The organism is Roseofilum sp. KMC-1 (genome assembly GCF_057802075.1).
Window position 1 is genome coordinate 3,825,864 of sequence record NZ_CM173605.1, and the last position, 21,708, is coordinate 3,847,571.

Annotated in this window: 18 protein-coding genes; 5 read left to right on the top strand and 13 right to left on the bottom strand. The window is 43.7% G+C overall.

Translation table 11 applies throughout. The features are described from left to right. Positions 1-5: 5 nt before the first annotated feature. Together AC3FZD_RS17570 and AC3FZD_RS17575 are read right to left on the bottom strand one after the other, a co-directional pair. Positions 6-2,615: a M1 family aminopeptidase gene (locus AC3FZD_RS17570; RefSeq protein ID WP_488737270.1), complete on the bottom strand. Its 2,610-nt coding sequence runs from the start codon at positions 2,613-2,615 to the stop codon at positions 6-8. Between the two features lie 261 nt (positions 2,616-2,876). Next, on the bottom strand, positions 2,877-3,500 hold the full coding sequence (locus AC3FZD_RS17575) for a CPP1-like family protein (RefSeq protein ID WP_488737271.1): 624 nt from the start codon (positions 3,498-3,500) through the stop codon (positions 2,877-2,879). A 413-nt stretch (positions 3,501-3,913) separates the two neighbouring features. Here AC3FZD_RS17575 and AC3FZD_RS17580 point away from each other — a divergent pair, with 413 nt between their 5' ends. Further along, positions 3,914-4,615, top strand: coding sequence for a response regulator transcription factor (locus AC3FZD_RS17580; protein ID WP_488737272.1), 702 nt, complete (start codon positions 3,914-3,916; stop codon positions 4,613-4,615). 35 nt (positions 4,616-4,650) lie between these two features. Here the strand turns inward: AC3FZD_RS17580 and AC3FZD_RS17585 are convergent, their stop codons facing one another. Beyond that, positions 4,651-5,307 carry a phosphoribosylanthranilate isomerase gene (locus AC3FZD_RS17585; protein ID WP_488737273.1) on the bottom strand — a complete coding sequence of 219 codons (657 nt, stop codon included), beginning with the start codon at positions 5,305-5,307 and terminating at the stop codon, positions 4,651-4,653. 133 nt (positions 5,308-5,440) lie between these two features. On the opposite strand from AC3FZD_RS17585, the gene psaK reads away from it, so the two are divergent. Then, positions 5,441-5,668: a photosystem I reaction center subunit PsaK gene (psaK, locus tag AC3FZD_RS17590; RefSeq protein ID WP_283753965.1), complete on the top strand. Its 228-nt coding sequence runs from the start codon at positions 5,441-5,443 to the stop codon at positions 5,666-5,668. A 52-nt stretch (positions 5,669-5,720) separates the two neighbouring features. Here psaK and AC3FZD_RS17595 read toward each other — a convergent pair whose 3' ends face one another. The 6 genes from AC3FZD_RS17595 to glnA form a co-directional block, all read right to left on the bottom strand. Next, positions 5,721-6,395 (bottom strand): lipoate--protein ligase family protein, encoded by a 675-nt coding sequence (locus AC3FZD_RS17595; protein WP_488740373.1) that lies wholly within the window; start codon positions 6,393-6,395, stop codon positions 5,721-5,723. 56 nt (positions 6,396-6,451) lie between these two features. Continuing rightward, positions 6,452-6,916 carry a YbjN domain-containing protein gene (locus AC3FZD_RS17600; protein WP_488740374.1) on the bottom strand — a complete coding sequence of 155 codons (465 nt, stop codon included), beginning with the start codon at positions 6,914-6,916 and terminating at the stop codon, positions 6,452-6,454. Positions 6,917-7,128: 212 nt separating this feature from the next. Continuing rightward, a complete protein-coding gene (locus tag AC3FZD_RS17605; RefSeq protein ID WP_488740375.1) occupies positions 7,129-8,862 on the bottom strand; it encodes a mechanosensitive ion channel family protein in 1,734 nt (577 codons plus the stop codon). Between the two features lie 66 nt (positions 8,863-8,928). Continuing rightward, positions 8,929-10,539 carry a mechanosensitive ion channel family protein gene (locus tag AC3FZD_RS17610; RefSeq protein ID WP_488737274.1) on the bottom strand — a complete coding sequence of 537 codons (1,611 nt, stop codon included), beginning with the start codon at positions 10,537-10,539 and terminating at the stop codon, positions 8,929-8,931. 216 nt (positions 10,540-10,755) lie between these two features. Beyond that, positions 10,756-11,808 (bottom strand): class I SAM-dependent methyltransferase, encoded by a 1,053-nt coding sequence (locus AC3FZD_RS17615; RefSeq protein WP_488737275.1) that lies wholly within the window; start codon positions 11,806-11,808, stop codon positions 10,756-10,758. A gap of 156 nt (positions 11,809-11,964) precedes the next feature. After that, positions 11,965-13,386: a type I glutamate--ammonia ligase gene (gene glnA / locus AC3FZD_RS17620; protein ID WP_488737276.1), complete on the bottom strand. Its 1,422-nt coding sequence runs from the start codon at positions 13,384-13,386 to the stop codon at positions 11,965-11,967. Positions 13,387-13,857: 471 nt separating this feature from the next. Between glnA and apcB the strand changes: the two genes are divergently transcribed. Beyond that, positions 13,858-14,367: an allophycocyanin subunit beta gene (apcB, locus tag AC3FZD_RS17625; RefSeq protein ID WP_488737277.1), complete on the top strand. Its 510-nt coding sequence runs from the start codon at positions 13,858-13,860 to the stop codon at positions 14,365-14,367. Positions 14,368-14,452: 85 nt separating this feature from the next. Here apcB and AC3FZD_RS17630 read toward each other — a convergent pair whose 3' ends face one another. The 4 genes from AC3FZD_RS17630 to AC3FZD_RS17645 form a co-directional block, all read right to left on the bottom strand. Then, positions 14,453-15,766 carry a hybrid sensor histidine kinase/response regulator gene (locus AC3FZD_RS17630; protein ID WP_488737278.1) on the bottom strand — a complete coding sequence of 438 codons (1,314 nt, stop codon included), beginning with the start codon at positions 15,764-15,766 and terminating at the stop codon, positions 14,453-14,455. Positions 15,767-15,817: 51 nt separating this feature from the next. Then, positions 15,818-16,822: a diguanylate cyclase domain-containing protein gene (locus tag AC3FZD_RS17635; RefSeq protein ID WP_488737279.1), complete on the bottom strand. Its 1,005-nt coding sequence runs from the start codon at positions 16,820-16,822 to the stop codon at positions 15,818-15,820. Next, on the bottom strand, positions 16,819-19,287 hold the full coding sequence (locus AC3FZD_RS17640) for a hybrid sensor histidine kinase/response regulator (protein WP_488737280.1): 2,469 nt from the start codon (positions 19,285-19,287) through the stop codon (positions 16,819-16,821). Before AC3FZD_RS17640 ends, AC3FZD_RS17635 begins: the two co-directional genes overlap by 4 nt. Positions 19,288-19,521: 234 nt before the next feature. Next, positions 19,522-20,784 (bottom strand): FGGY-family carbohydrate kinase, encoded by a 1,263-nt coding sequence (locus AC3FZD_RS17645; RefSeq protein WP_488737281.1) that lies wholly within the window; start codon positions 20,782-20,784, stop codon positions 19,522-19,524. A 125-nt stretch (positions 20,785-20,909) separates the two neighbouring features. Here AC3FZD_RS17645 and AC3FZD_RS17650 point away from each other — a divergent pair, with 125 nt between their 5' ends. After that, positions 20,910-21,326: a XisH family protein gene (locus AC3FZD_RS17650; RefSeq protein ID WP_488737282.1), complete on the top strand. Its 417-nt coding sequence runs from the start codon at positions 20,910-20,912 to the stop codon at positions 21,324-21,326. Beyond that, positions 21,314-21,649 (top strand): XisI protein, encoded by a 336-nt coding sequence (locus tag AC3FZD_RS17655; RefSeq protein WP_488737283.1) that lies wholly within the window; start codon positions 21,314-21,316, stop codon positions 21,647-21,649. The genes AC3FZD_RS17650 and AC3FZD_RS17655 overlap by 13 nt, the downstream gene beginning before the upstream one ends. Positions 21,650-21,708: the final 59 nt, after the last annotated feature.

Here is a 21,708-nt window from a genome sequence, read left to right on the forward strand (position 1 = left end):
AAGAGCTACGATCCTTTAGCTTCTAATGCTTCAACTCGACTTTTTAAGGTTTGGTTGGTTTTCTTCAACTGCTCGACTTCTTGCCGTAGGGTTTCCAGAGCGCTATCAGAGCCGATCGCCTTCTGCACCTTTTGCACCGCTTCTTCTGCACGACGCTGCACCCGACCATCTGAGGTTGAAGCGGCGATATTTTGCAAAATCTCCATCGCTTTTGAAGTTTTCATCCCTCCCAAAGCTTGGATCGCTGCCATCTGTGTGAGGAAAAACGACTCAGCCGATAGAGCCTCTAACCGCCCTAATACCTGTTCGATCTGAGCTTCCTCTTGACCGGAGGATACCGTACCCAAGGCACGAATGGCGCTTAACCGTAGAGGTTGGGAAATACCGGCTTGGGTATAGTCTAGAATCAGCTCTAAAGCTGCTTTCGACCGATTCATTTGACTTAATCCGGCGATCGCCCCACCACGAACCACCTCATTCCAACCCGCTTTAGTCTCCAAAACCTTCTTAAGCAACTTGATCGCCTTACGGGGTTTAGGCAGATCCTCATCCTTAATAGCGGCGATCGCCCCCACAGCCTTCGCCGCCGCCGCTTCCACCTGATAAGACGGATCGCCATTAACCACAACCGACTTCAGCACCTTATAACTCGCCTTCGTTTTCATACTCCCTAAAGCCTCAACCACCGCCTGGCGAACCCTCGCATCTGAATCTTTCAAACCCGGTAACAGAGACTCAAACACCTGATCCAGGCGAATTTTGCCCAAACCCTTAGCAATTTCCACCCGTACCCCCCAAAAGGGTTCCGTTTTCAGCGCTTCAGCCAAAGCTTGAACCACCGGCAAAGTTCCCTTCTTCACCAAAGCACTAATAGCATAAATCCGAGAAATGGGGTCAGGATCGTAAGATAACTGAGCCTTTAACTCCGCCACAGGATAATCTAAAGCCACCGTTTTTAGATAGCAATTATCGATATCAAAACTAATAAAACTGGGCTTCTCTTCAAAGGGAAAATAAAAGCTCTCTTCCAGTTGATGAATCCTAACGGTATGGGAGGTTAGCAGAATTTCTGGCTTTTGACCCTCTTTTTCTGAAGGCACAACAGAGCTAAAGCCTATGGAAATATTCAAATCAAATAAAGCTTTTTCATCCCCCTTAGCTTGGGTTTGTACCACCGTCACCTTCGCCAGCTTATGGTCATGATCCCAACTGTAACTGACCTTAAAATCGGGATGACCTCCACGATAGACATATTGATCGAATAAAAACAGGAGATTGCGTCCTGTCGCTTGTTCAATCGCTCGCAATAAATCCACTGTTTCTACCGTACCATGGGCATGATTGCGAACAAAGGTTTGCATCGCCTTCAAAAATAAATCATCCCCCAATTCTGCCCGCATCATATGATAGACACAGGCTCCTTTTTCGTACAGATGGCGGTCATAGAGTTCAATCGGCTCCCGATAGACATGGGTGACGATGGGGCGACGATAACGAGTTTTATCTTCTTGTATATAGCTGCGGGCTTCTCTGAGGTAATAATAAGCGGCATCTTCTGAGCCATATTCATGTTCTGTCCACAGCACCTCACAATAGGAAGCCATCCCTTCTTTGATCCAAGCATGAGACCAATGTTTAATCACTACTAAGTCGCCAAACCATTGGTGAGCGAGTTCATGGGCGACTAAACTTTCGGTGAAGGGATGATCGAGTAAGGAGCGTTTATCGAGTAAACAGCGATCGGTTAACAGGGTTGTTGAGGTATTTTCCATGCCCCCAAAGATAAAATCAGCCACACAAACTTGGGCATATTTGGGATAGGGATAGGGATAATCAAAGATATTGCTAAAAAAGTTGATCATTCGGGGAGTTTTTCCCATACTTCTTTGGGCATCTTCTTTGCGACTTTTCTCCACGTAATAAGTCACAGGTTTATCTTGCCATTGATCTTTGATTTCTACGAATTCACCCACTGCTAGAGTGATTAAATAGGTGGGATGAACTTCTTTTTGAAACCAATGATAAATTTTAGTATCGCCTTCGGTTTTGGTGTCGATGAGTTCCCCATTGGAAATGGCTGTAAATTTAGCAGGGACTTGGACGCGAATTTCTGAAGTTGAGAGTTGTCCGGGATAGTCTAGACAGGGGAACCAGTAGCGGGAATCTTCATCTTCTCCCTGAGTCCAGACTTGGGTGGGTTTGTCTCGATAGTGACTATCAGGATGAATGAAATAGAGTCCTCTTTGGGGATGTTCGACGCGATAAGTAATCTGGATTTCTAGGGTTTGTTCAATTTGGGTGGGGGGGTCTAGATGGATGTGGAGCTGTTGACCATTGTAGTCAAAATTTTGGGTTTTGTGGTTGATTTTGACACTCTCTATGGTTAGATCTACTGCATCTAGGGTGAGGGTTTGAATACCGTTACGAATGGGTTTGAGATGGAGGGTACAGGAACCGCTATATCGAGACTGGGGAATGTCTAGGACTAAATCTAGGAAAATATGTTCGACTTGTCCGGGGCGATCGGGGGTGTAGTGGGGATAGGAACCGGGAAGTTCAAAGGTTTTATGTTTGGGTTTTTCGGAATCTAGGAAAGATTGCAATAGTTCAGACATGCAGTTACGGATCGGATTAGGAGTAGTTTTTTAGTTTAATACAGTTTTTGAAACTAATCTAAGAGGCCGGTTAATATTTCTAGTAATGAGGTGAGTTCTTCGGGGACTAGATAGCGTTTGGGATCTTGTTGGATCAAAATACGAGAGGAAGGCAAGATCTAACTCCGATTGATACAGCATGAATTTTAAGCATGAAAATAATAAGCCGCCCTGGAGAGGGCGCGGCTCGTTGTTTTCGCCATATTATTTTCAATGATGCCGTTAACGCAAGAAACTACTGACTAACCACAAAACAAAGAAGGCAACGACAGCAGCAAACTGATCGCTGTTGACTTGACTGACATTGGCTAAACCTGCCCCTAAGATGCCCCCAAGAAGCAAACCGGAGATCAGTCCACCCACTGTCAGTAAAACTGAGCGGGCAAATTTTCGTTCTTTGCGGTTGAGAAAGTAGATGCTGGCAACTACGCCTGCCAGAAGCGTAACTTGGAGAGGCGACTGGCTATCCTGGGTAGGGCGCAGGAGGGCAACACAGGTCATTAATACTAAATAGACTCCCATAGGCAAAAGAATATCGGCCTGACTGGGAGTATCCAGATAGGACTGCAACCAGTTGGGCATCGAATTTGGGGGAGCTATAGCAGGCTTGGGTTCGGTTACCGTTGTTTTTTCGGGGAACCGAATTTGATCGGGAACTTTTAGTTTGCCCTGTTGCCGTAGTCGGAGACGATCCATGAGAACGGCATCATAGGCAGTCTCAATGGCTTCCACTTGTCGGCGATCGCCACTGTGTCGATCCGTGAGGCTCTGACGGGCCTGTTGAATTTCGTCAAACGAGGCATCTTCCGTTAACCCCAAGGTTTCATAAGGACTTTTGTCACTCATCTTCTTTTTAATTCCCTCACAATCATTCAGCGCTCTGATCGAGGAGTCGTAGGAGCATAGACTTCCAGGTTACACAAGCCTGGTTTCTCGACTCAAGAGTTGACCCCATTAGCAGTGCTTGCCATGTTAGCCTAAAGTTTTTGCACTATTTTATTAGTGCCACTTTAACATAATTCTTAATAGAGTTGGCTACGCAAGCAATCACGGTCGATAATTAAGGAATCTAAGCTGATCGGCGGCGGATCGCCCCATGTTGATTAACTGAGGAATGACCCGCCGTGAGGCTTAGGCTGCCGTTAGTCTAACGGAAAACCTGTACCACAGAGCCACCATGGCCAGATACACTTGATGACGAAACTGCCAGTCTTGGGTCTGTTTGTCAACTCGCAAGTTTATAGAACAAGGTTATTAATATGGCTTCAGCCAAGATTCTTGTCGTAGATGATGATCCTGCAATTCGTAATCTAGTCTTTCGCTATTTGGGTAAACATGGCTATGAACTCGAAGATGCTCCTGACGGGAAAACCGGCATGGAAAAGTTCAAGCAGTTTCGCCCGGATCTAGTGATTTTAGATGTTAATTTACCGGATGCACTAGGTTACAATCTTTGCCAAGAGATGCAAAGCTTAACGGATGTTTTTGTGTTGATGCTCACGAGCCGCACGGATACATCGGATAAAATTATTGGCTTTGAAAAGGGGGCGGATGATTACCTCACTAAGCCTTTTAGTGTGGAAGAACTGAAATATCGGGTAGAAGCTCTGCTCAAGCGTCAGCGCACGGTGACGACTCCTGAGCGTCAACTGATTACCCATGGTCAGTTGTCTATCGATCCCGAACGTCGGGAGGTAGTTTTACAAGGGGAGTCCGTGCTGCTAACGGCTTTAGAGTTTGATTTGCTTCATGTGCTGGCCAGTAACCCCACAAAGGTTTTGCGGCGTTCAGAGTTAATTAGCCAAGTCTGGGACTATGAACACCAAGGGGATCAACGGGTTGTGGATGTGCATATTGGCCAAATTCGTAAAAAGCTGGAAGGGGATGGGCTACACCAGTTTATTAAAACGGTGCGCGGTGTGGGTTATAAATTTGAACCCCCCAATAAGATAGAAGATTAAAGGGATTCTGGATTTTCCTCTGATTCTGCGGGTACTCAGAGGTTGAGATTGGATGTGCATCTACCCAGTCTTTCCAGTCTTTGAAATAAGCGGCTCACTTTCTCTAGATCTTTGTCCCCCGGTTGTCGCTCAACTCCACTGGATAAATCAATGCCTTGGGGAGAGATCTGCTCTAAGGCTTGTTGAATATTATCAGGGGTTAATCCTCCGGCGAGAAACCAGGGTAAGGGGGGGCTGAAGCTGATTAAGTTTTGCCAATTTAGGGTTTGGCCGGTTCCGCCGAATTGGTGGGGATGATAGGCATCTAAGAGCAGGGTATGGACAGAGTTTTGATAGGCATGAATGGTATTTAAGGTTTCAGGGGTGCGGACTCGAAAGGCTTTGATCAGTTCAATTTGGGGTAAATGTTGGCTCAGGGTTTGGCAAAATGAGGGGTCTTCGTCACCATGGAGTTGAATTCCGGTGAGATGGCCTAAAGTGGCTGTGTGGTAGATCTGCTCTAGGGTGGCGTTGACAAATACACCGATGCGGTCTACTGATGGGGGCAGTTGGTTAGAGATCTGTTGGATTTGTTGGGGTTCGATGTAGCGGGGAGAGCTGGAAACACAGATGAATCCTAGGGCTGTGGCTCCTAACTCGGCGATCGCCACGGCTTGTTGGGCTTGGGTAATGCCGCAGATTTTAACGCGCATATTGGCTCCGGGTTTGGGAAATTTTGTATCAAAATTTTAATAAACTTTAAGGAATGACACAAAAATAAATTTTTGTCAGCAGGGTTCTTATAATAGTGAGGACTTTTTACCGGGATTAAGGAGCGAAAGACCCATGACCTCAGAATGGTCTCTTAATATTGGACTGATTATGATTGCTTGCAATATTCTAGCGATCGCCATTGGTAAATTCACCATTCAACAAAAAGGTGTTGGCCCTGGCCTGCCTGCTGGCCCCTTCTTTGGTGGCATGGGAATGGCTGAATTACTGGCGACCACCAGCTTAGGTCATATCCTTGGTGCTGGGGTAATCCTGGGACTCAGTGGTACGGGCGCGATTTAATCTCCTACGCAAGTAGGGGCGAGCGGCCGTTCGCCCCTACAGATATCAATGACTATTTTAGGCTCGGTTGCGCTCTAATCTCTGCCCATTCTTGTTCTGATAAGGGTTGTAGCTCAAGCTCCATCTCGAAGGTCTGACCGGCTGCTTGGGTAAAGGTATTGATGAGATCGTCAAGACTGAGATCGGCTAAACTGGGTGGGGCTTCTGGGATCGATTCAGAAAAGACTTGATGCCAGAGTTGGCGATCGGGATTAAGCCGCATAGAGCCATGTTGGAGAACGGTGGAACCCTGCCAAACTTGGGCGCTACCAATGAGTTTATAGCCTGAATCTAAGACTAAATCGGCTCCTGTAGCGGTGGCAAAACAGTTAGGAACTTGGGCATAGCCGCGACCGGCTGAACCATAGTGTAATTCAAAACCGAGCGATCGCCATCCTCGGATCAGAAACTCACAAATCTGTTCATAGGCGGCTACCCGATTCGCAAACCGACCCGAACACACCAGCGCATAAGTTAAATCACCCTGATGGAGAACCCCACGCCCCCCCGTAGGTCGCCTCACCTGCTCTACTGGTTTTCCTTGCCACTGCAAAGCTTGCCAAGACTCAGGCCAGCGCTTCTGGTGATATCCTAAAGAAATCGTCACGGGATTCCAGGTATAAAACCGCAAGCTAGGTGGCTGATGGCCCTGCTGATGCTGTTTCCAGAGCCAGCGATCGATCGCCATTTGCGATCGTCCAGACTCCTCAATTAAGGGAATAAACCGCCAAAGCGCAACCAACCCTACTGTCCAAACTCAGCTATCAAAGCTTCATCATGATCGTCAGCAATATTCGCTACCAACGTAATCGCTCGCGCAATTTCCCCAGGGGATAATTCCGCCACCGTGCGCGTGGCCACTACCACCACCCGGTTATCGACAATGGCAAAATGGGCCTCAAACGTGGTCAGCCAATTCATTTCTAACAACTTACGCATCAACTTAGGTTCCTCTTTAGCGGGTAAAGAGAGAACATAAGACCAGACTGTTAAGGTATCCTCATCCGTTTGGCCCGTCAGTTGTACATACACCTGAACTGAACCATATTGGAATTTCCATAAATACCCTTGCTGGGGATCGTGGCCCGCTTGCACCGTCTGACCTTCAGGAATCATCGTGCTGATGACCCCTTCGATCTCATGGGTGTAATTGGGAGCAGCCAGTTCTAGCTCCTCTGTCATTGCATTTTCTACCACTGAATCACTCATCATCCTAATTTTACCATCACCGATCTTACAAAAAGGCTCTGCTCTCAGAGATTCCTATACTTACCCATTATTACCATGCAGAGGAGGATCGAGTAATTTATCGTTACTCATCAGCAATCCACGCCATCTGGTTGATCTCCACTGAAGTTGTTTAGAGGTTCTACTGGAGACCGACTCTATTCAACTAGGAGTTAGTATACTAATTCCTGCGATCAAATCCCAAGGGAGACCTGGATTTTTACTTCCTCCATAATTTCTTTTATCCTCAGTAACAAGCTCTCCTGAATCACGAGAAATTCTTCATTATCACCTGTATCAATATAAGCTTGCATTTCGATAACTATAGCATACTGATTATATCCTACCAAGCGAACATACAACCCTTCTTCAAGAGTATTTTCATGATTGACTAAAAGATTATAGAACTCAGCTAAGACTAATTTAAGTTGCTCCGATGTGGTTTGATACTGACAATGGATTTTATGCTTAAACAAACTTTTTTTTGCTCGGCTTGTATTCGTTAATTGCAACTGAGCGAATTCTGAATTAGGCATAGACATCAAACTTCCGTCAGGCCCTTGGAGACGTATAGAACGTAGACCAATTGATTGAACAGTGCCTTCATAATCGCCAAATATACAATCTTCACCAGCAACTACTGGGCGATCAAAAAATAAAGCTAATCCTGCAATCACATTTTCTAGAGTAGATTGTGCCCCTAGAGCTATAGCTAAACCTCCAACGCCTAACCCAGCAAATAGAGGAAATAAGTTAACCCCAAGTCTTTGAACCCCAAACAAAAGTACCAACCCACCAATACCTAAACTGATTAAATCCGCAAAAGTCCTTATCAAAGTTGTGTCTACTTTATTTTCATTTTTCTCAAAGTAACCAATCACAACTTCTCCTACTGCTTGAGATAACAAAAAGAAGATTAAGGCGACCATCGCCCACCGAGAAAAATATATAAGATTAAGAATGACCATTAGGACATATCCCGTGATATTGAGTTGATAATTTATTAAGTCGCCAGCAATCCATAATATTACTAGAGAAATCGCAGGAGAAATAGTTCTAAATAGATATTTTTGGGTAAGATTCAGTTTTGCGGTCTGGCGTTGATTCAATTGGAAAATGAACAGAATAATCAAGCCAGTAATTAGTAATATAATTAGCATCCCCAACCACTGCCATAAGGTTTGATCCCAAAAAACAGCATGTAAACTTTTGGGCAATAATTTAAACCATTTTGGCGGCAATAATTGACCAGGGGTAGAGCTATAGAATTCATAAAATCCCTCGGTCGCATCTGGATTATAGGGGAGTCCCTTTACCTTCTGATAAAATTCAGCAGCACGAGCAACTGTCTCTGGTGAGAAGAGATATTCTCCAGCTCTTTCTCCTTTTTGTACCTTAGTAATTTGAATTTTAGTTTTGGGAACATTCCACTTGTTTAATTCTATCTCTTTTTCTTGCAAATCTAAGATCGTTTGCTCATCTGGAATCTCAGTATAATAGGGAAAATCAATGCGATCTAAAGTTTCTTTAAGTAATAAGGTGACTTCTGTCTTCACATTACTTTTTAGGCTATCCCCAATCTGGCTGAGGTCGAGACACTCTGAAGCTCGATCAAAGAAAATCTGGGCTGTATCAGCTTTTTCCTGAACTGATGCAGATGGAAAAAGATTGGGTTCCTTCAGATATTCATCATGAGCTTCCATTAATACTTCATAGGAAGCATTGAGATTATTGATGAAGCTCTTCATCGTTGCTTGAGGACTGGAAGTATCAGGCGGTTTTAGAGGATTATTAATGGTGGGTAGTGCTATAATTGCAGTCTGCAAAAACAAGACAAATAATAGGGAAACTAGCGCAAGACCATAGTATTTTACTTTCAATAAGTCCCTGAATATAAAACCGTTTAAAATCATAAAGCACCTAATCATTTTCTTCACATTCTTCTCGATGGGTTTCAGAGTTTTGCTTTTTATTCAAGGGTTAAATTCTGTGAATCAAACTCCGAGGGCAAACTCCGTTCCAGCTTGCTCAATAATATCTTTTATCCCAATTAACAATCTTTCCTGAATCAAGAGAAATTTTTCATAATTATCTGTATTGATATATGCCTGGAGTTCTATAACAATAGAATACTCACTATATCCCACACATCGAACATGAAGACCTTCTTCAAGAAGATCCTCATGTTCAACCAGGAGTTTACGGAAATTTTCTAGCACTAATTTGAGTTGTTCAGATGTGGTTTCATAGGAAAGATGTATTGTATGCTTGAATAAAAGTTTCTCAGATCGACTTTTATTGATCAATAACAACTGAGAAAATTGCGAATTAGGCATAGAAATTAAGCTGCCATCAACTCCTTGTAGACGGATAGACCGTAAACCAATTGATTCAACAATTCCTTCTTGATCGCCAAAAATACAGTACTCGCCTGCCACAATGGGCTTATCAAAAAATAAAGCCAATCCAGCAATGACATTTTCTAGAGTAGATTGTGCCCCTAGAGCTATAGCTAAACCCCCAACGCCTAATCCAGCCACTAGGGGAAGTAGATTAACACCTAAAGTTAGAAGCCCAAATAGAACAACAGCACCACCAGCGAGAAAACTGACCAGATCGACCAAAACTCGGATCAAATTACTCTCGACTTTCTCTTGTTTTCGCTCCAGATAAGCTACGATGACTTCTCCAATACCTTGGTTGATAAAGAAAGCAACAAAACCACCCATATTCCACAGCAGAAAATACAAAGCGCTTAGAGTAGCAAAAAGAACGCTTCCGGTGAGATTCAGTTGGTTATCGATAAAATCACAGGAAAACCACAGAATGAACAAACTGATAAGAGCGGGCGTTGCCCTAGCAAAACTTTTATGAATGGGATGGAAGTTTTTAGTTCTTTTAAGATTCCATTTGAAAAGGGAAACAATAATGACAGCGTTAAGGATCAAAGTAATAAACATTCCCAACCATTGCCATAGGGTTTGATCGAAGTAAACAGCATTTAAGGCGTTGGGGAATAAAAGAAACCATTTGGGGGGTAATAACTGACCTGGAGTTGAGATATAAAAGTTATAAAAATTTTCTGTTGCACCTGGCTTATAGGGTAGGGTTTTGACTTTCTGATAAAATTCAGGAGTCCGAGCAACTGTTTCGGGGGAAAATAAATATTCGCCTGCTCGAACTCCTTCTTCGACTTTAGCGATCTCAATCTGGGTTTCTGGGATAATCCAGTTGTTAATTTCGATGTCTTTTTCTTTGAGATCTAAGATTTGTTGTTGATCAGGAATGTTACTATAATAGGGGATATCAATGCGATCAAAAATTTCTTTGAGTTGTAATGTTGCTTCTTTCTTCGTATTACTTTTAAATGAATCACCCACTTGACTCAAATCTAGACATTCTGTTGCTCGATCGAAAAAAAATTGAGCTTCATTAACTTTCTGGCGAACAGATTCAGATTGAAATAGTCCTGGATCATCTAGATATTCTTGATAGGCTTCCATCAACACCTTATGGGAAGCATTTACATTATCAATTAAGCTCCTCATGGTGGCTTGGGGACTTGATGTATCAGCCGGTTCTAGAGGATTTCCAATGCTTGGCATTCCCAGCACTGAGGTTTGCAAAATAATAACCAGAACAAGAGAGAATAGGGAGAGCCAGTATTTCCGTATTTTCAGTATTTTCAGTGAATATCCAAATCGGATGATAGATTCGATCATAGTATACACACCTGACAATGAACACAAGAATAGATTCGGCTGCTTATTGTACCATGAAAAATGAATTATGGATGGTAATTTTTCATCTATTTTCATTATTTATGGTTTACGTGCCACCCAATACTTACTTAGATAGTGGGTCTGAATTCTCACATCTATAAATCCAGCTTTTTGCAGACGATCGCCTAAATCATCCGTGAGGTAATGTGGATAATAGGGTTCATGAAAAGTTTGAGAAAACCAATTTAATAGGGGGGTAATTTCCGGGCTATCGTCTTTCTGGATCGAGTCACAAATGACTAAGGTTCCGCCCGGTTTCAGGACTCGAAAGCACTCATTGATCACCTGTTGACGGGCTGAAGGGGGCAATTCATGGAATAAAAAGACGCTGGTGATTCCATGAAAATAGTTATCTATATAGGGCAGCTCTTCACCATTTCCTTGGAGGAGTTGGGGAAGTTCTCCAGGTATTTTCGAGAGCAATTGATTGGCTTTGCGGAGATAATAGGGTGATAAATCGATACCGTATAGAGAGGCTTGAGGACAGGTATGGCGGATAAATTTCAGGGTGCGTCCTGTACCACAGGCAACATCGAGAATTTTAGCTGATTGGGGAGGATTTGGCCATTCAGAGATTGCCTGCTTCAGGGGTGCTAAAATCCTGCGGCGCATGGCATCGGCGGCTCCATTGAAGAGGATATCGACTTGTAGATCGTACAACTCGGCGGAGCGATCGCTCAAGTAGCCATCGGTCTGATGATGGAAATTTTGCAGATAATATCGAGGATAAGCCGAGCGATCGAGATCGGACGAAAAGACTTGATACTCCTTATGATTCTTCCGCCTCCAAGTATCAGGTAAATCGAACCAAAGCAGGGGATAAGTCGATAATAAGTATGGCCAATCTTCCTCAAATAACAACGCCATGGGATAAACCCCTAACGTTGCCTCTTTCCAATCGACTTTTAACAAAGCATTTAACCGTTGTTGAATAATGCTTAATACTTGGGCATCAATCGCAGGAGTAGAAGTCTCAGCCCGATCGATCAATAAAGTAGATAATTGATAGGACAGACTCTTATGAGTCAAACTCAACAGATTCTTGGTTTGTTGCCAGCCTTGATAGGCCAGTTCAGCTAACGGATTGACCATTAATGTTAGGCGTTAGAAACTCACTTTACTTGCATTAGTTTAACTCTAAATAGTATTTTTTTCATTAAAATAGCCACCTAGAGAGAGGTGGCTATTCTATGGGAGGATAACGCTTAATGGACTAAAACACTCTCAGAGGAGAATCCATTTTCTCTTCTAGACATCGTAGTACAGCGCAAACTCATAGGGATGAGGACGCAAACGCATGGGGTTGACCTCATTATCAAGCTTGTACTCAATCCAATTGGTAATGAAATCTTCCGTAAACACACCCCCAACCGTTAAGAATTCATGATCAGCTTCGAGAGCTTTGAGGGCATCGAGCAAAGAACCAGGAGTCGAAGGAACCTTCGCCAACTCTTCAGGGGAGAGGTCATAGATATCCACATCCAAGGGTTCACCGGGATCGATTTTGTTTTTAATACCATCAATCCCAGCACAGAGCATCGCGGCAAAGGCCAAATAAGGATTACAAGTAGCATCAGGACACCGGAACTCTAAGCGCTTGGCTTTTGGATTGGTTCCCGTGAGCGGAATGCGGATAGAAGCGGAACGGTTGCCTTGAGAGTAAGCCAAGTTCACCGGAGCCTCAAATCCAGGAACCAAGCGCTTGTAGGAATTAGTCGAAGGATTCGTTAACGCCAACAGAGCGGGAGCGTGCTTGAGGATACCGCCAATATAATGGAGAGCCATCTCGCTCAGATTGGCATAACCATCTCCCCAGAACAGAGGCTTACCATCTTTCCAGATGGACTGGTGGGTATGCATCCCAGAACCATTATCATTAAAGACGGGTTTGGGCATAAAGGTCACGGTTTTACCGTAGCGTTTAGCGACGTTTTTGATCACATATTTATAGGTCATCAAATCGTCAGCCGCTTTAATCAATTTCCCAAATTTGAAACCGAGTTCATTTTGACCTCCAGTTGCGACTTCGTGGTGATGTTTTTCAATGGGAACCCCACATTTCATCATAGTCAGCAACATCTCTGTCCGCATATCCTGCATGGTATCAGTAGGCGGAACGGGGAAATAGCCTTCTTTGTAGCGGGGTTTGTAAGCCAGGTTGCCACCGGGTTCTTCCCGTCCAGAGTTCCAGCGGCCTTCAATGGAATCGACATAATAGTACCCAGAACTCTGGGTTTGGTCGAAGCGGACATCATCAAAGACAAAGAATTCTGCTTCTGGCCCAACATATACGGTATCGCCAATCCCAGTGGCTTGGAGATAATCAACGGCTTTTTGGGCAATGGTACGGGGGTCGCGGCTATACCATTCTCCGGTGCGAGGCTCTTTAATGCTACAGATGACGCTTAATGTCGGTTCAGCCATAAACGGGTCAATCCAAGCGGTAGTCGGATCGAGAACCATGGTCATGTCAGACTCGTTAATGGCTTTCCAACCCCGAATGCTGGAACCATCGAAGGCGACACCATCGGTAAAGCTGGTTTCGTCGATTTGATCTTGATACAGGGTTAAATGCTGCCAGATCCCAGGCATATCGACAAATTTTAAGTCGATCATCTGGATCTTGTTATCTTGAACATATTTCAAGAATTCTGCTGCGTTTTGGAACATGGATTACTCCTTAAATTACTCCTTATGAGTTGGTATTGAGTCAGTCTTGAGGTTCAGAGCGCGAGGTTCCTTAAGGTTGAGACCTGCGTTTTCCGCTACCTGAAGAGGAAAGTTGACAACCAGTTAGGTCTGGAACGGTGACTGACCAGATGTTGGTTATATCCATCCTCTGCCTTGGCGATCGCCGTCCCGATTTTCTAGCTGATCCATCCTAGGGATAGGCGTGAGCCAGTTTTGTATTGACCATTACTAAAATATTTCACGAGCTATGGGGTTTTTTTTAGCAATGTCTTAACAATTGTCAGGGTTTGGGAGTCTCAGCTCTGCATCTGGGCCTTAACTGGGCAGGTTCGGAGTGTTTCCTGGCCATGAAAGCTGAAATGGGGATGCGTTTTATAGTAAACTCCAAATTGGATATTATGCATTAATCCCCTTTAATAACGAATACGCTGTGTTGGGAGAGTAATAAAAATGCGGGATGCAGTCACAAGCTTAATTTCAAATTACGATATTACAGGTCAGTATCTAGACCGGAATGCCCTAGACCAAATCAAATCCTATTTTGAGAGTGGTCTGGCTCGGATTCAGGCGGCTAATGTGATTACGGGTAATGCTGCCAGTATTGTCAAACAAGCCGGTTCCCAATTATTTGAGGAACTGCCTGAGTTAATCCGTCCTGGTGGTAATGCCTATACGACTCGTCGCTATGCGGCTTGTCTGAGAGATATGGATTATTATCTCCGCTATGCCAGCTATGCTCTAGTTTCTGGTAATACAGATGTTCTAGATGAGCGAGTGCTACAAGGATTACGCGAAACCTATAATTCTCTGGATGTTCCCATCGGGCCAACGGTTCGAGGAATTCAAATTATGAAGGAGATTGTCAAAGCACAAGTAGCAGAAGCGGGTATTGCTGACACCCGTTTTGTGGATCAACCGTTTGACCATATGGCTCGCGATCTGAGTGAGAAGAATCTGTAACTTTTAGTTTTGAGCTTCTCCCTGGTAGGGGTAAGTGATAACACTTGCCCCTATTGTCTATTCTGGGGATCTTTCGATTTTTAATTCATGAGTTGTCGATGTTATTTTTAATGGGTAGGCTGATGGTAAAGGTGCTTCCTTGTTGGGAAATGGAGTGACATTCGAGGAGACCGTTATGATGTTGAATGATTTGGTGGGCGATCGCTAAACCTAATCCTGTGCCTTTTCCGGAGGGTTTGGTGGTGAATTGATAGTCAAAAATTTTATCTTTAATCTCTTCAGGGATACCAAGTCCGTTATCGATAATGCGAATTTGGATAAGGGAGCGATCGCCGATAAATGCAGTTTCAATCGTAATCTGACAAGCCTGTTGTGAGGAGTCTGTTTGTTTTTCGCAGCGTTCATCTAACGCATCAATACTGTTTGCCAGCAAATTCATAAACACTTGATTAAGTTGTTCGGGATAACAGAGGATAAGGGGCAGCTCTTGATAGTGTTTTATGACTTCAATCTCTCTTCGATTACTATTACTTTTCAGACGATGTTTGAGAATCATTAGGGTACTTTCGAGTCCATCATGAAGATCGGATTCTACGGGTTTATCACTATTTTTTCGGGAAAATTTACGCAAAGAAATACTTAACTTTTGGATGCGATCGCTACCAATTTTAATGGAATTCAGAAGACTGGGCAAATCCTCTAACAAATACTCTAAATCAATGGTTTCTGAGTGTTCAACAATAGCTTCTGTAGGTTGGGGATATTCCTGCTGATAGAGTTGCAAATGCTCCATTAAACTTTGGACTCCTTCTTGGGCAAATTCTAGATTATTTGTAATAAATCCCAAGGGATTATTAATTTCATGGGCAATCCCAGCCACCAGTTGTCCTAAAGTGGCCATTTTTTCACTTTGAACCAACTGAATTTGAGTATTTTGTAAACTTTCAAAAGCGCCCAATAAAGCAGCCGTGCGGGCTTCAACTTTTTGTTCTAACTTAAAGGTTAATTCCCGAATCGTTAATTGATTTTTGACCCTGGCTAAAACTTCTTCACACTGAAAGGGCTTACTAATATAATCTACGCCGCCAACTTGAAAAGCTTTAACCTTATCAATGACATCATCTAAAGCACTAATAAAAACAACTGGAATCTCAGCCGTCTCTGGATTATCTTTTAAGCGTTCGCAAACCGTATAGCCATCTAAATCAGGCATTTTAATATCCAGAATCACTAAATCTGGAGGATCGGCTTGACAAGAATTTAAGGCCATTTCTCCATTGAGGGCTTTACGCACTTTATAGCCTTGTTCGGCTAACATCGTGGAAAGTAAGCGAATATTATCTGGGGTATCATCGACAATTAGAAGACTTTTTGAATCCGTATTGTTATTATTCACCATAAGAACAAGTATAATAAGATAAACATTAATAGTTTGGCTCCCGTTAAAGAGTTATCGATAGACAGAGTTTCTGCCTTTCTGTTTGGCATAATAGAGGGATTGATCTGCACTAGCAATTAAGTCTTCAGGGGATAAATCCGAATCGGGAAACCGACAAGCGACACCCAAACTAACGGTAACATAGGAACTCACTTTAGATTGACTATGGGAAATTTGGAGGGCTTCAACTTCCAAGCGAATCAGTTCCGCTACTTGTAGGGCGTAGTCGGAGGAAGCATTGGGTAAAATAATGGCAAATTCTTCTCCACCATAACGGGCAACTAAAGAGCCAGAGTGGGTAACGACTCGTTTCATGGCTTGAGCAACCTGTTGTAAACATTGATCCCCTTGTAGGTGGCCATAGGTATCATTATAAAGTTTGAAATAATCAACATCTGCTAAAATTAAAGATAGGGCTTGGGGATATCCTCTCGAATAAGAAGGTAAGGAAAATAAGCGTTTCCATTCCTGCTGAAGATAATCATTAAAATGGCGGCGATTACTGAGTTGGGTAAGTTCATCTAGGGTAACTAGCCGTTCTAAGTTTTGTTGTGTTTGCTGCTGTTGGCTGACCTCTTGTTTGAGTTTTTGTAGTTCTTGTTTGAGTTGTTTCTGTTGGCAACAGAGAATGAGTTGGTGTTGGACTCTGGCTAGGACTTCTTCCACTTGGAAGGGTTTAGTAATGTAGTCGAGTCCTCCAGATTTAAAGGCCTGTAATTTATGGTTGGCTTCATCTAAGGCACTCAAGAAAATAACGGGAATTTCGGCAGTTAGAGGGGAAGCTTTGAGGACATCACAGACTTGATAGCCATTCATGCCGGGCATATTAATATCGAGGAGGATTAAATCGGGAGGTTGAGCAGTGCAAGAGGCGATCGCCATTTCTCCATTGATGGCTTTTCGCACTTTATACCCCTGCTGGGTGAGCATTTGGGAGAGCAGACGCAGGTTATCGGGCAGATCGTCCACAATTAAGATATTGCCTCCCCTGAGTTCCAATTCTGTTTCTGCGGTCATGGTCTTACCTTTTCAATTAACGACACCACACAGTCAAAGCGAAAATTATGGGCCCATTCTGACAATTGCTGGGAAAGGGGACTTAAAGAGTCGGGGATTTCATCAATGAGTAGAACCATTTCATCGTCAAATCCTTTAATGGCAGTTTGATAGAGTTCCTCAATCCACTCAGGTTTCATTTCTGCAAGATAGTCTTCTAAGGGACGTACTGGAAGTTGTTCGGCTGGAGAGGGGGAAGGCTCACTCTCTTGATACAGATACTCAATTCCTAAATGTTGGGCAATTTTTTCTAAAAGGACATTTTCTCGGAAGGGTTTGCGTAAAAATTCATCACATCCAGCACTGAGGACTAGATTGCGTTCTTCTTCAAAGGCACTGGCAGTGAGGGCAAAAATGAGGGTACTGCGACCTTTCGTGGTGCTTTTAATTTGTCGGGTGGCTTCGTAACCATCCATGACGGGCATTTGCATATCCATGAGAATTAAATGGGGATACCATTTTTTCCAGATGGCGATCGCCTCTTGGCCATTAGAAGCGACTTCGACTTCAAAGCCTAAACTCCCTAACAGTTGTAGCAATAGCATCCGACTTTCTTGGCGATCGTCTACAGCTAAAATTCGCTTACACTCTTGTCCGGGAGCTAATCCCTTCACCTTACGAGTAGGAATAGAGGACTCAATTTCACTGGGGTCTACCTGTTTGGCCTGGATAGAAAATTTAAAGGTTGAACCGCGATCGACTTGGGAAGTGACGGTTATATCTCCCCCCATTAACTGCACAAACTGGCGACTAATAGGTAATCCCAATCCTGTTCCCTGTTGAGATTTTCGTCCGGTTTCAGTTTGGGTAAAGGGTTCAAACAGGTGTTCCAATTCTTCTGGGGCAATTCCTGGGCCAGTATCCTCAACCTGAAACTCGATCGCGATCGCTTCTTGCACAGTTCCTGGGGTTTTTCTATGGACTCGCAAGGCCACCCCCCCATCTTGGGTAAATTTAATGGCGTTTCCGAGTAAATTAATTAAAACTTGGCGCAGTTTTCCTTCATCTCCAGCAATAAATTGGGGAACATCTGCATCCCATTCAAAGAGTAGGTGTATTCCTCGCGACGTGGCTTTAAGCTGAAGCATTTCTTCAATGCTTTTGAGCAGGCGATAGAGATCGAAGTTACTGGGATTAAGAGTCACTCGACCCGCTTCTATTTTGGACATCTCCAAAATATCATTAATTAACTCTAGGAGATGTTCGCCCGATCGCCCAATAATGTCTAAATTTTCTTGGTGTTCTCGTTTAAGCGAGGGGTCTCGACTCATAATTTGGGTAAAGCCGAGGATGGCATTTAAGGGGGTGCGTAGCTCATGACTCATGTTGGCCAAAAATTCACTTTTGGCTTTATTAGCATGTTCGGCTGCTTCTTTCGCTTTGGCTAGAGCTTCTTCTGCTTGTTTGCGTTGGGTAATATCGTTGGTGACCGAGAGTAAACAATCTTCTCCCCTCAGTTTAATAATCTCCGCCGAGAGTAAGGTAATCCGACGCTCTCCGGATTTGGTACAAAATTCAAATTCATAATCCCTGATAAAGCCTTGATTAACCAGCATTTCAAAGAGGTTGACCCTCTGTTCCATTTTTGTCCATAATTGCAATTCTACGGCGGTGCGTCCAATGACTTCCTCGTTAGTATAGCCTGTGGTTTTTAGGAAGGCATCATTGACTTCCAGATGTCGCCCATCTTTCATGGAGGTGATGGTGATGGGGTGGGGGGTACATTGAAAGACGATGGAAAATTTGTCTTCTGAGGCTTGTTTATCGGTTTCGGCAAGGGTGCGATCGCTGATTTCTTGTTCGAGTTGCTTCGTTTTGGTTTCCAACTCTTGCGTTCTCGATTGCACTTGGGCTTCTAGGGTTTGATTTAAGTGTTTGAGTTGGGTAGAAAGGGAAGTGAGTTCTTGGCGATGCTCTTCTAGGGTTTGGATTTCCTGGAAGGAGCGTAAGTTTTTTAATAAACAGATCCCTAAAGTTTGTTGATTGAATTCTTCTTTATGCTGATAATCATTAATGTCATAATTGTGCAAAATAGAAAATTCCAAGGCTCGATCTAGTTCATTTGCACAGAGAATAATACGATAGGATCGGTTGCCTAGATCTTCTCGAATGAATTGAACCAGCTCTAATCCTCCCCTGGTTTTTTCTAGATCGAGATCGATGAAAACCAGGCTTAAATTTGGAGAGTCTGCAAGGTAATTTTGCGCTTGTTCTCTGTTCTCTATCCATTGCAAATTTAAGGGTTTGCCTTGAAATACAAAGTCATGGAATTGATCTGTCAAAAGCTTATAGATTCCTGGATCTCGATCGATCGCTACAATCGACCAGCAAGCTTTTGAAGACTGAGTTGATGCGCCCCGGTTAAGGTTTTCTGATGGGAAGAGTTCATCGGTTTTTTCCGATGATCCTCTCTTTTTTTTCTTCATAGTTCACACCAAAACCGTAAGTCAATCGATGTATAATGAGGGGTTGGGAGTTGACCGTTGATCGGTAGTTTTATAGTCGAGTTTTTTAGATCTCGGAAACCCCATAGACAACCGGTTATTACTCACTAGGGCTGAATAATCCACCCATTATATCAAGTTTTCTTGGATCTCCCATTCCCTTAAAGACTCGTTATATTTTTACTGAGTTGTATACTATACTTATTCTCGCGAGAATTAAGGCAATTGTTGGGCTAAACGGGCACTTCCATAAGCGGCTAGAGGACTGATGGGAGGGAGAAATGGAACGGATAAATAGGTTTGCCGCAGTTGTGACCAAGTATTACTTTTCGCACCACCTCCTGCTGTATACAAGCGTTGGAGGGGAGTGGCTCCGAGTTCGGAAAGTCGTTGATATCCAAGGGCTTCAATGCGGGCGATACCTTGTAGGAGTCCATGGAGAAATTCTACCGGATCTTCTGGACGGGGATGAAGACGAGGGGGGAGGTTGGGATCGTTGATGGGGAAGCGATCGCCTTTTTTCAGTAAGGGATAGTAATCTAAGCTACTTTCTTGGTGGGGATTAATTTGACTTGATAGGGTCTCTAATTCTACGTCAGTAAAAAAATGTCGCAGCACTGCACCACCGGTATTAGAAGCACCACCCACTAACCAGCGATCGCCGAACCGATGGCTATAAATCCCGTAACGGCTATCATTGACGGGGGTTTCACTGAGCAATTTTAAGACTAGGGTGGAACCGAGGGAGGTTACCCCATCGCCGGGAATGGATGCCCCACTGGCGATAAAGGCGGCGATACTGTCGGTGGTTCCGGCACAAATGAGACAATCAGAGGGAATGGAAAATTGTTGGGCAATTTCGGGCAAAATGGGGGCGATCGCCTCTCCTGGTGTATAAATTTTTGGTAATTTCAGAGTAGGGGGAAGTTCTGGAAACCAATCCGGATAGCAGAGATTCTGGACATCATAGCCCAGTTTAAGAGCATTATGATAATCACTAATGCCTAACTCTCGATGAAGTAAAGAAGCTAACCAATCTGCTTGATGGAGGAAATAAATCGGGCGATCCAAGGATAGGTTTTCTAATCCCCAAAAGAGTTTAGCCAAGCTCGATGTGGCGCTCAAAACCCAATGATCCGCAGGTGCAAACCTTTGTAGGTGGGGAATTACAGCTTTTCCTCGGTCGTCATTGTACATCAGTGGGGGGGCGATCGCCTCTCCCTGCTCATCGCAAAACAAAACCGTTGCCGATGTACCATTAATCAAAATTCGCTTAATCTGTTGCCGACAGTCTAACGGTAGTTGCGCCAATAAAGAAAACAGGCTCATTTTCCAAACTTCAGGAGCTTGGCGATTATAAGTGCAGGTAGCTTGTGCAAGGATATCCCGATCTGGGTTAATGGCGATCGCGTCAGCGATGCGGAGCATTATCGCCCTAGCTCCCGATGTGCCAAAATCAATTCCTAATGCTAAACCCATATCCAGCAACTTTATAGCAACACAGTCCAATTTCGTACATTTTCACGAACTCTTCAAAATATCATACAATAGCCTCTGAAAGCTTTGGCGATCGGGCAGTCATTTGTTGTAGAACCCAAAACCTTATGGCAGCTAGAGATAAATATCATTCTGCGGTTAGAATTGCCCTAGAAAAGGAGCAGTGGAACATTACAGATGATCCCTTGCGACTTGAAGTTGCTGGAACCAAGTTTGAAATTGATTTAGGCGCGGAGCAATTGTTAGCCGCAGAGCGAGGGGAAGAAAAAATTGCCGTTGAAATCAAGACATTTTTGAGCGATTCCCCCCTAACCGATTACCATGGAGCATTAGGACAGTTTTTAAATTACCAACTCGCTTTGGAAATTAACGATCCGACAAGAAGGTTATATTTAGCCATACCCACCAGAACCTATAAAGGATTTTTCCAGCGAGAATTCACACAAATATCTTTAGAAAGATATCAGATCAAACAAATCATTTACGATCCAGAAAAAGAGGTGATTGTACGATGGATATCCTAGAACAGTATCGCCAGATTATTCAGTCCATATTAACCGAGTATGCCGCCATCCCCATCGCCAACGGGGAGATTGATTGCTACACCGTTTTTGATACCCAACAAGACCATTATCAAGTGGTGAATATTGGATGGGATGGCGATCGCCGCGTCTATGGCTGTGTGCTGCACCTCGATATCATCAACGGCAAGATCTGGGTGCAGCACAACATGACTGAAATGAGAATTGCTCAAGAGTTGGTGAACCGAGGGGTAGCCAAAGACCAAATTGTACTAGGCTTCCAAGACCCTAACATGCGGCAATATACAGAGTATGCGACCATTTAAGGGATTGGCAGTTTTCCCTATTCCCTATTCCCCATTCCCTTATATACTTTTGATTAGCA

Excerpts from the sequence above, each read along its gene's own strand:
- AC3FZD_RS17605 (WP_488740375.1), bottom strand. The coding sequence starts at position 8,862 with ATGATTAGGTGCTTTATGATTTTAAACGGTTTTATATTCAGGGACTTA.
- psaK (WP_283753965.1), top strand. The coding sequence starts at position 5,441 with ATGACCTCAGAATGGTCTCTTAATATTGGACTGATTATGATTGCTTGC.
- AC3FZD_RS17585 (WP_488737273.1), bottom strand. The coding sequence starts at position 5,307 with ATGCGCGTTAAAATCTGCGGCATTACCCAAGCCCAACAAGCCGTGGCG.
- glnA (WP_488737276.1), bottom strand. The coding sequence starts at position 13,386 with ATGTTCCAAAACGCAGCAGAATTCTTGAAATATGTTCAAGATAACAAG.
- AC3FZD_RS17610 (WP_488737274.1), bottom strand. The coding sequence starts at position 10,539 with ATGCCAAGCATTGGAAATCCTCTAGAACCGGCTGATACATCAAGTCCC.
- AC3FZD_RS17655 (WP_488737283.1), top strand. The coding sequence starts at position 21,314 with ATGGATATCCTAGAACAGTATCGCCAGATTATTCAGTCCATATTAACC.
- AC3FZD_RS17645 (WP_488737281.1), bottom strand. The coding sequence starts at position 20,784 with ATGGGTTTAGCATTAGGAATTGATTTTGGCACATCGGGAGCTAGGGCG.
- AC3FZD_RS17575 (WP_488737271.1), bottom strand. The coding sequence starts at position 3,500 with ATGAGTGACAAAAGTCCTTATGAAACCTTGGGGTTAACGGAAGATGCC.
- AC3FZD_RS17615 (WP_488737275.1), bottom strand. The coding sequence starts at position 11,808 with ATGGTCAATCCGTTAGCTGAACTGGCCTATCAAGGCTGGCAACAAACC.
- AC3FZD_RS17650 (WP_488737282.1), top strand. The coding sequence starts at position 20,910 with ATGGCAGCTAGAGATAAATATCATTCTGCGGTTAGAATTGCCCTAGAA.
- AC3FZD_RS17600 (WP_488740374.1), bottom strand. The coding sequence starts at position 6,916 with ATGAGTGATTCAGTGGTAGAAAATGCAATGACAGAGGAGCTAGAACTG.
- AC3FZD_RS17595 (WP_488740373.1), bottom strand. The coding sequence starts at position 6,395 with ATGGCGATCGATCGCTGGCTCTGGAAACAGCATCAGCAGGGCCATCAG.
- apcB (WP_488737277.1), top strand. The coding sequence starts at position 13,858 with ATGCGGGATGCAGTCACAAGCTTAATTTCAAATTACGATATTACAGGT.
- AC3FZD_RS17635 (WP_488737279.1), bottom strand. The coding sequence starts at position 16,822 with ATGACCGCAGAAACAGAATTGGAACTCAGGGGAGGCAATATCTTAATT.
- AC3FZD_RS17580 (WP_488737272.1), top strand. The coding sequence starts at position 3,914 with ATGGCTTCAGCCAAGATTCTTGTCGTAGATGATGATCCTGCAATTCGT.
- AC3FZD_RS17640 (WP_488737280.1), bottom strand. The coding sequence starts at position 19,287 with ATGAAGAAAAAAAAGAGAGGATCATCGGAAAAAACCGATGAACTCTTC.
- AC3FZD_RS17570 (WP_488737270.1), bottom strand. The coding sequence starts at position 2,615 with ATGTCTGAACTATTGCAATCTTTCCTAGATTCCGAAAAACCCAAACAT.
- AC3FZD_RS17630 (WP_488737278.1), bottom strand. The coding sequence starts at position 15,766 with ATGGTGAATAATAACAATACGGATTCAAAAAGTCTTCTAATTGTCGAT.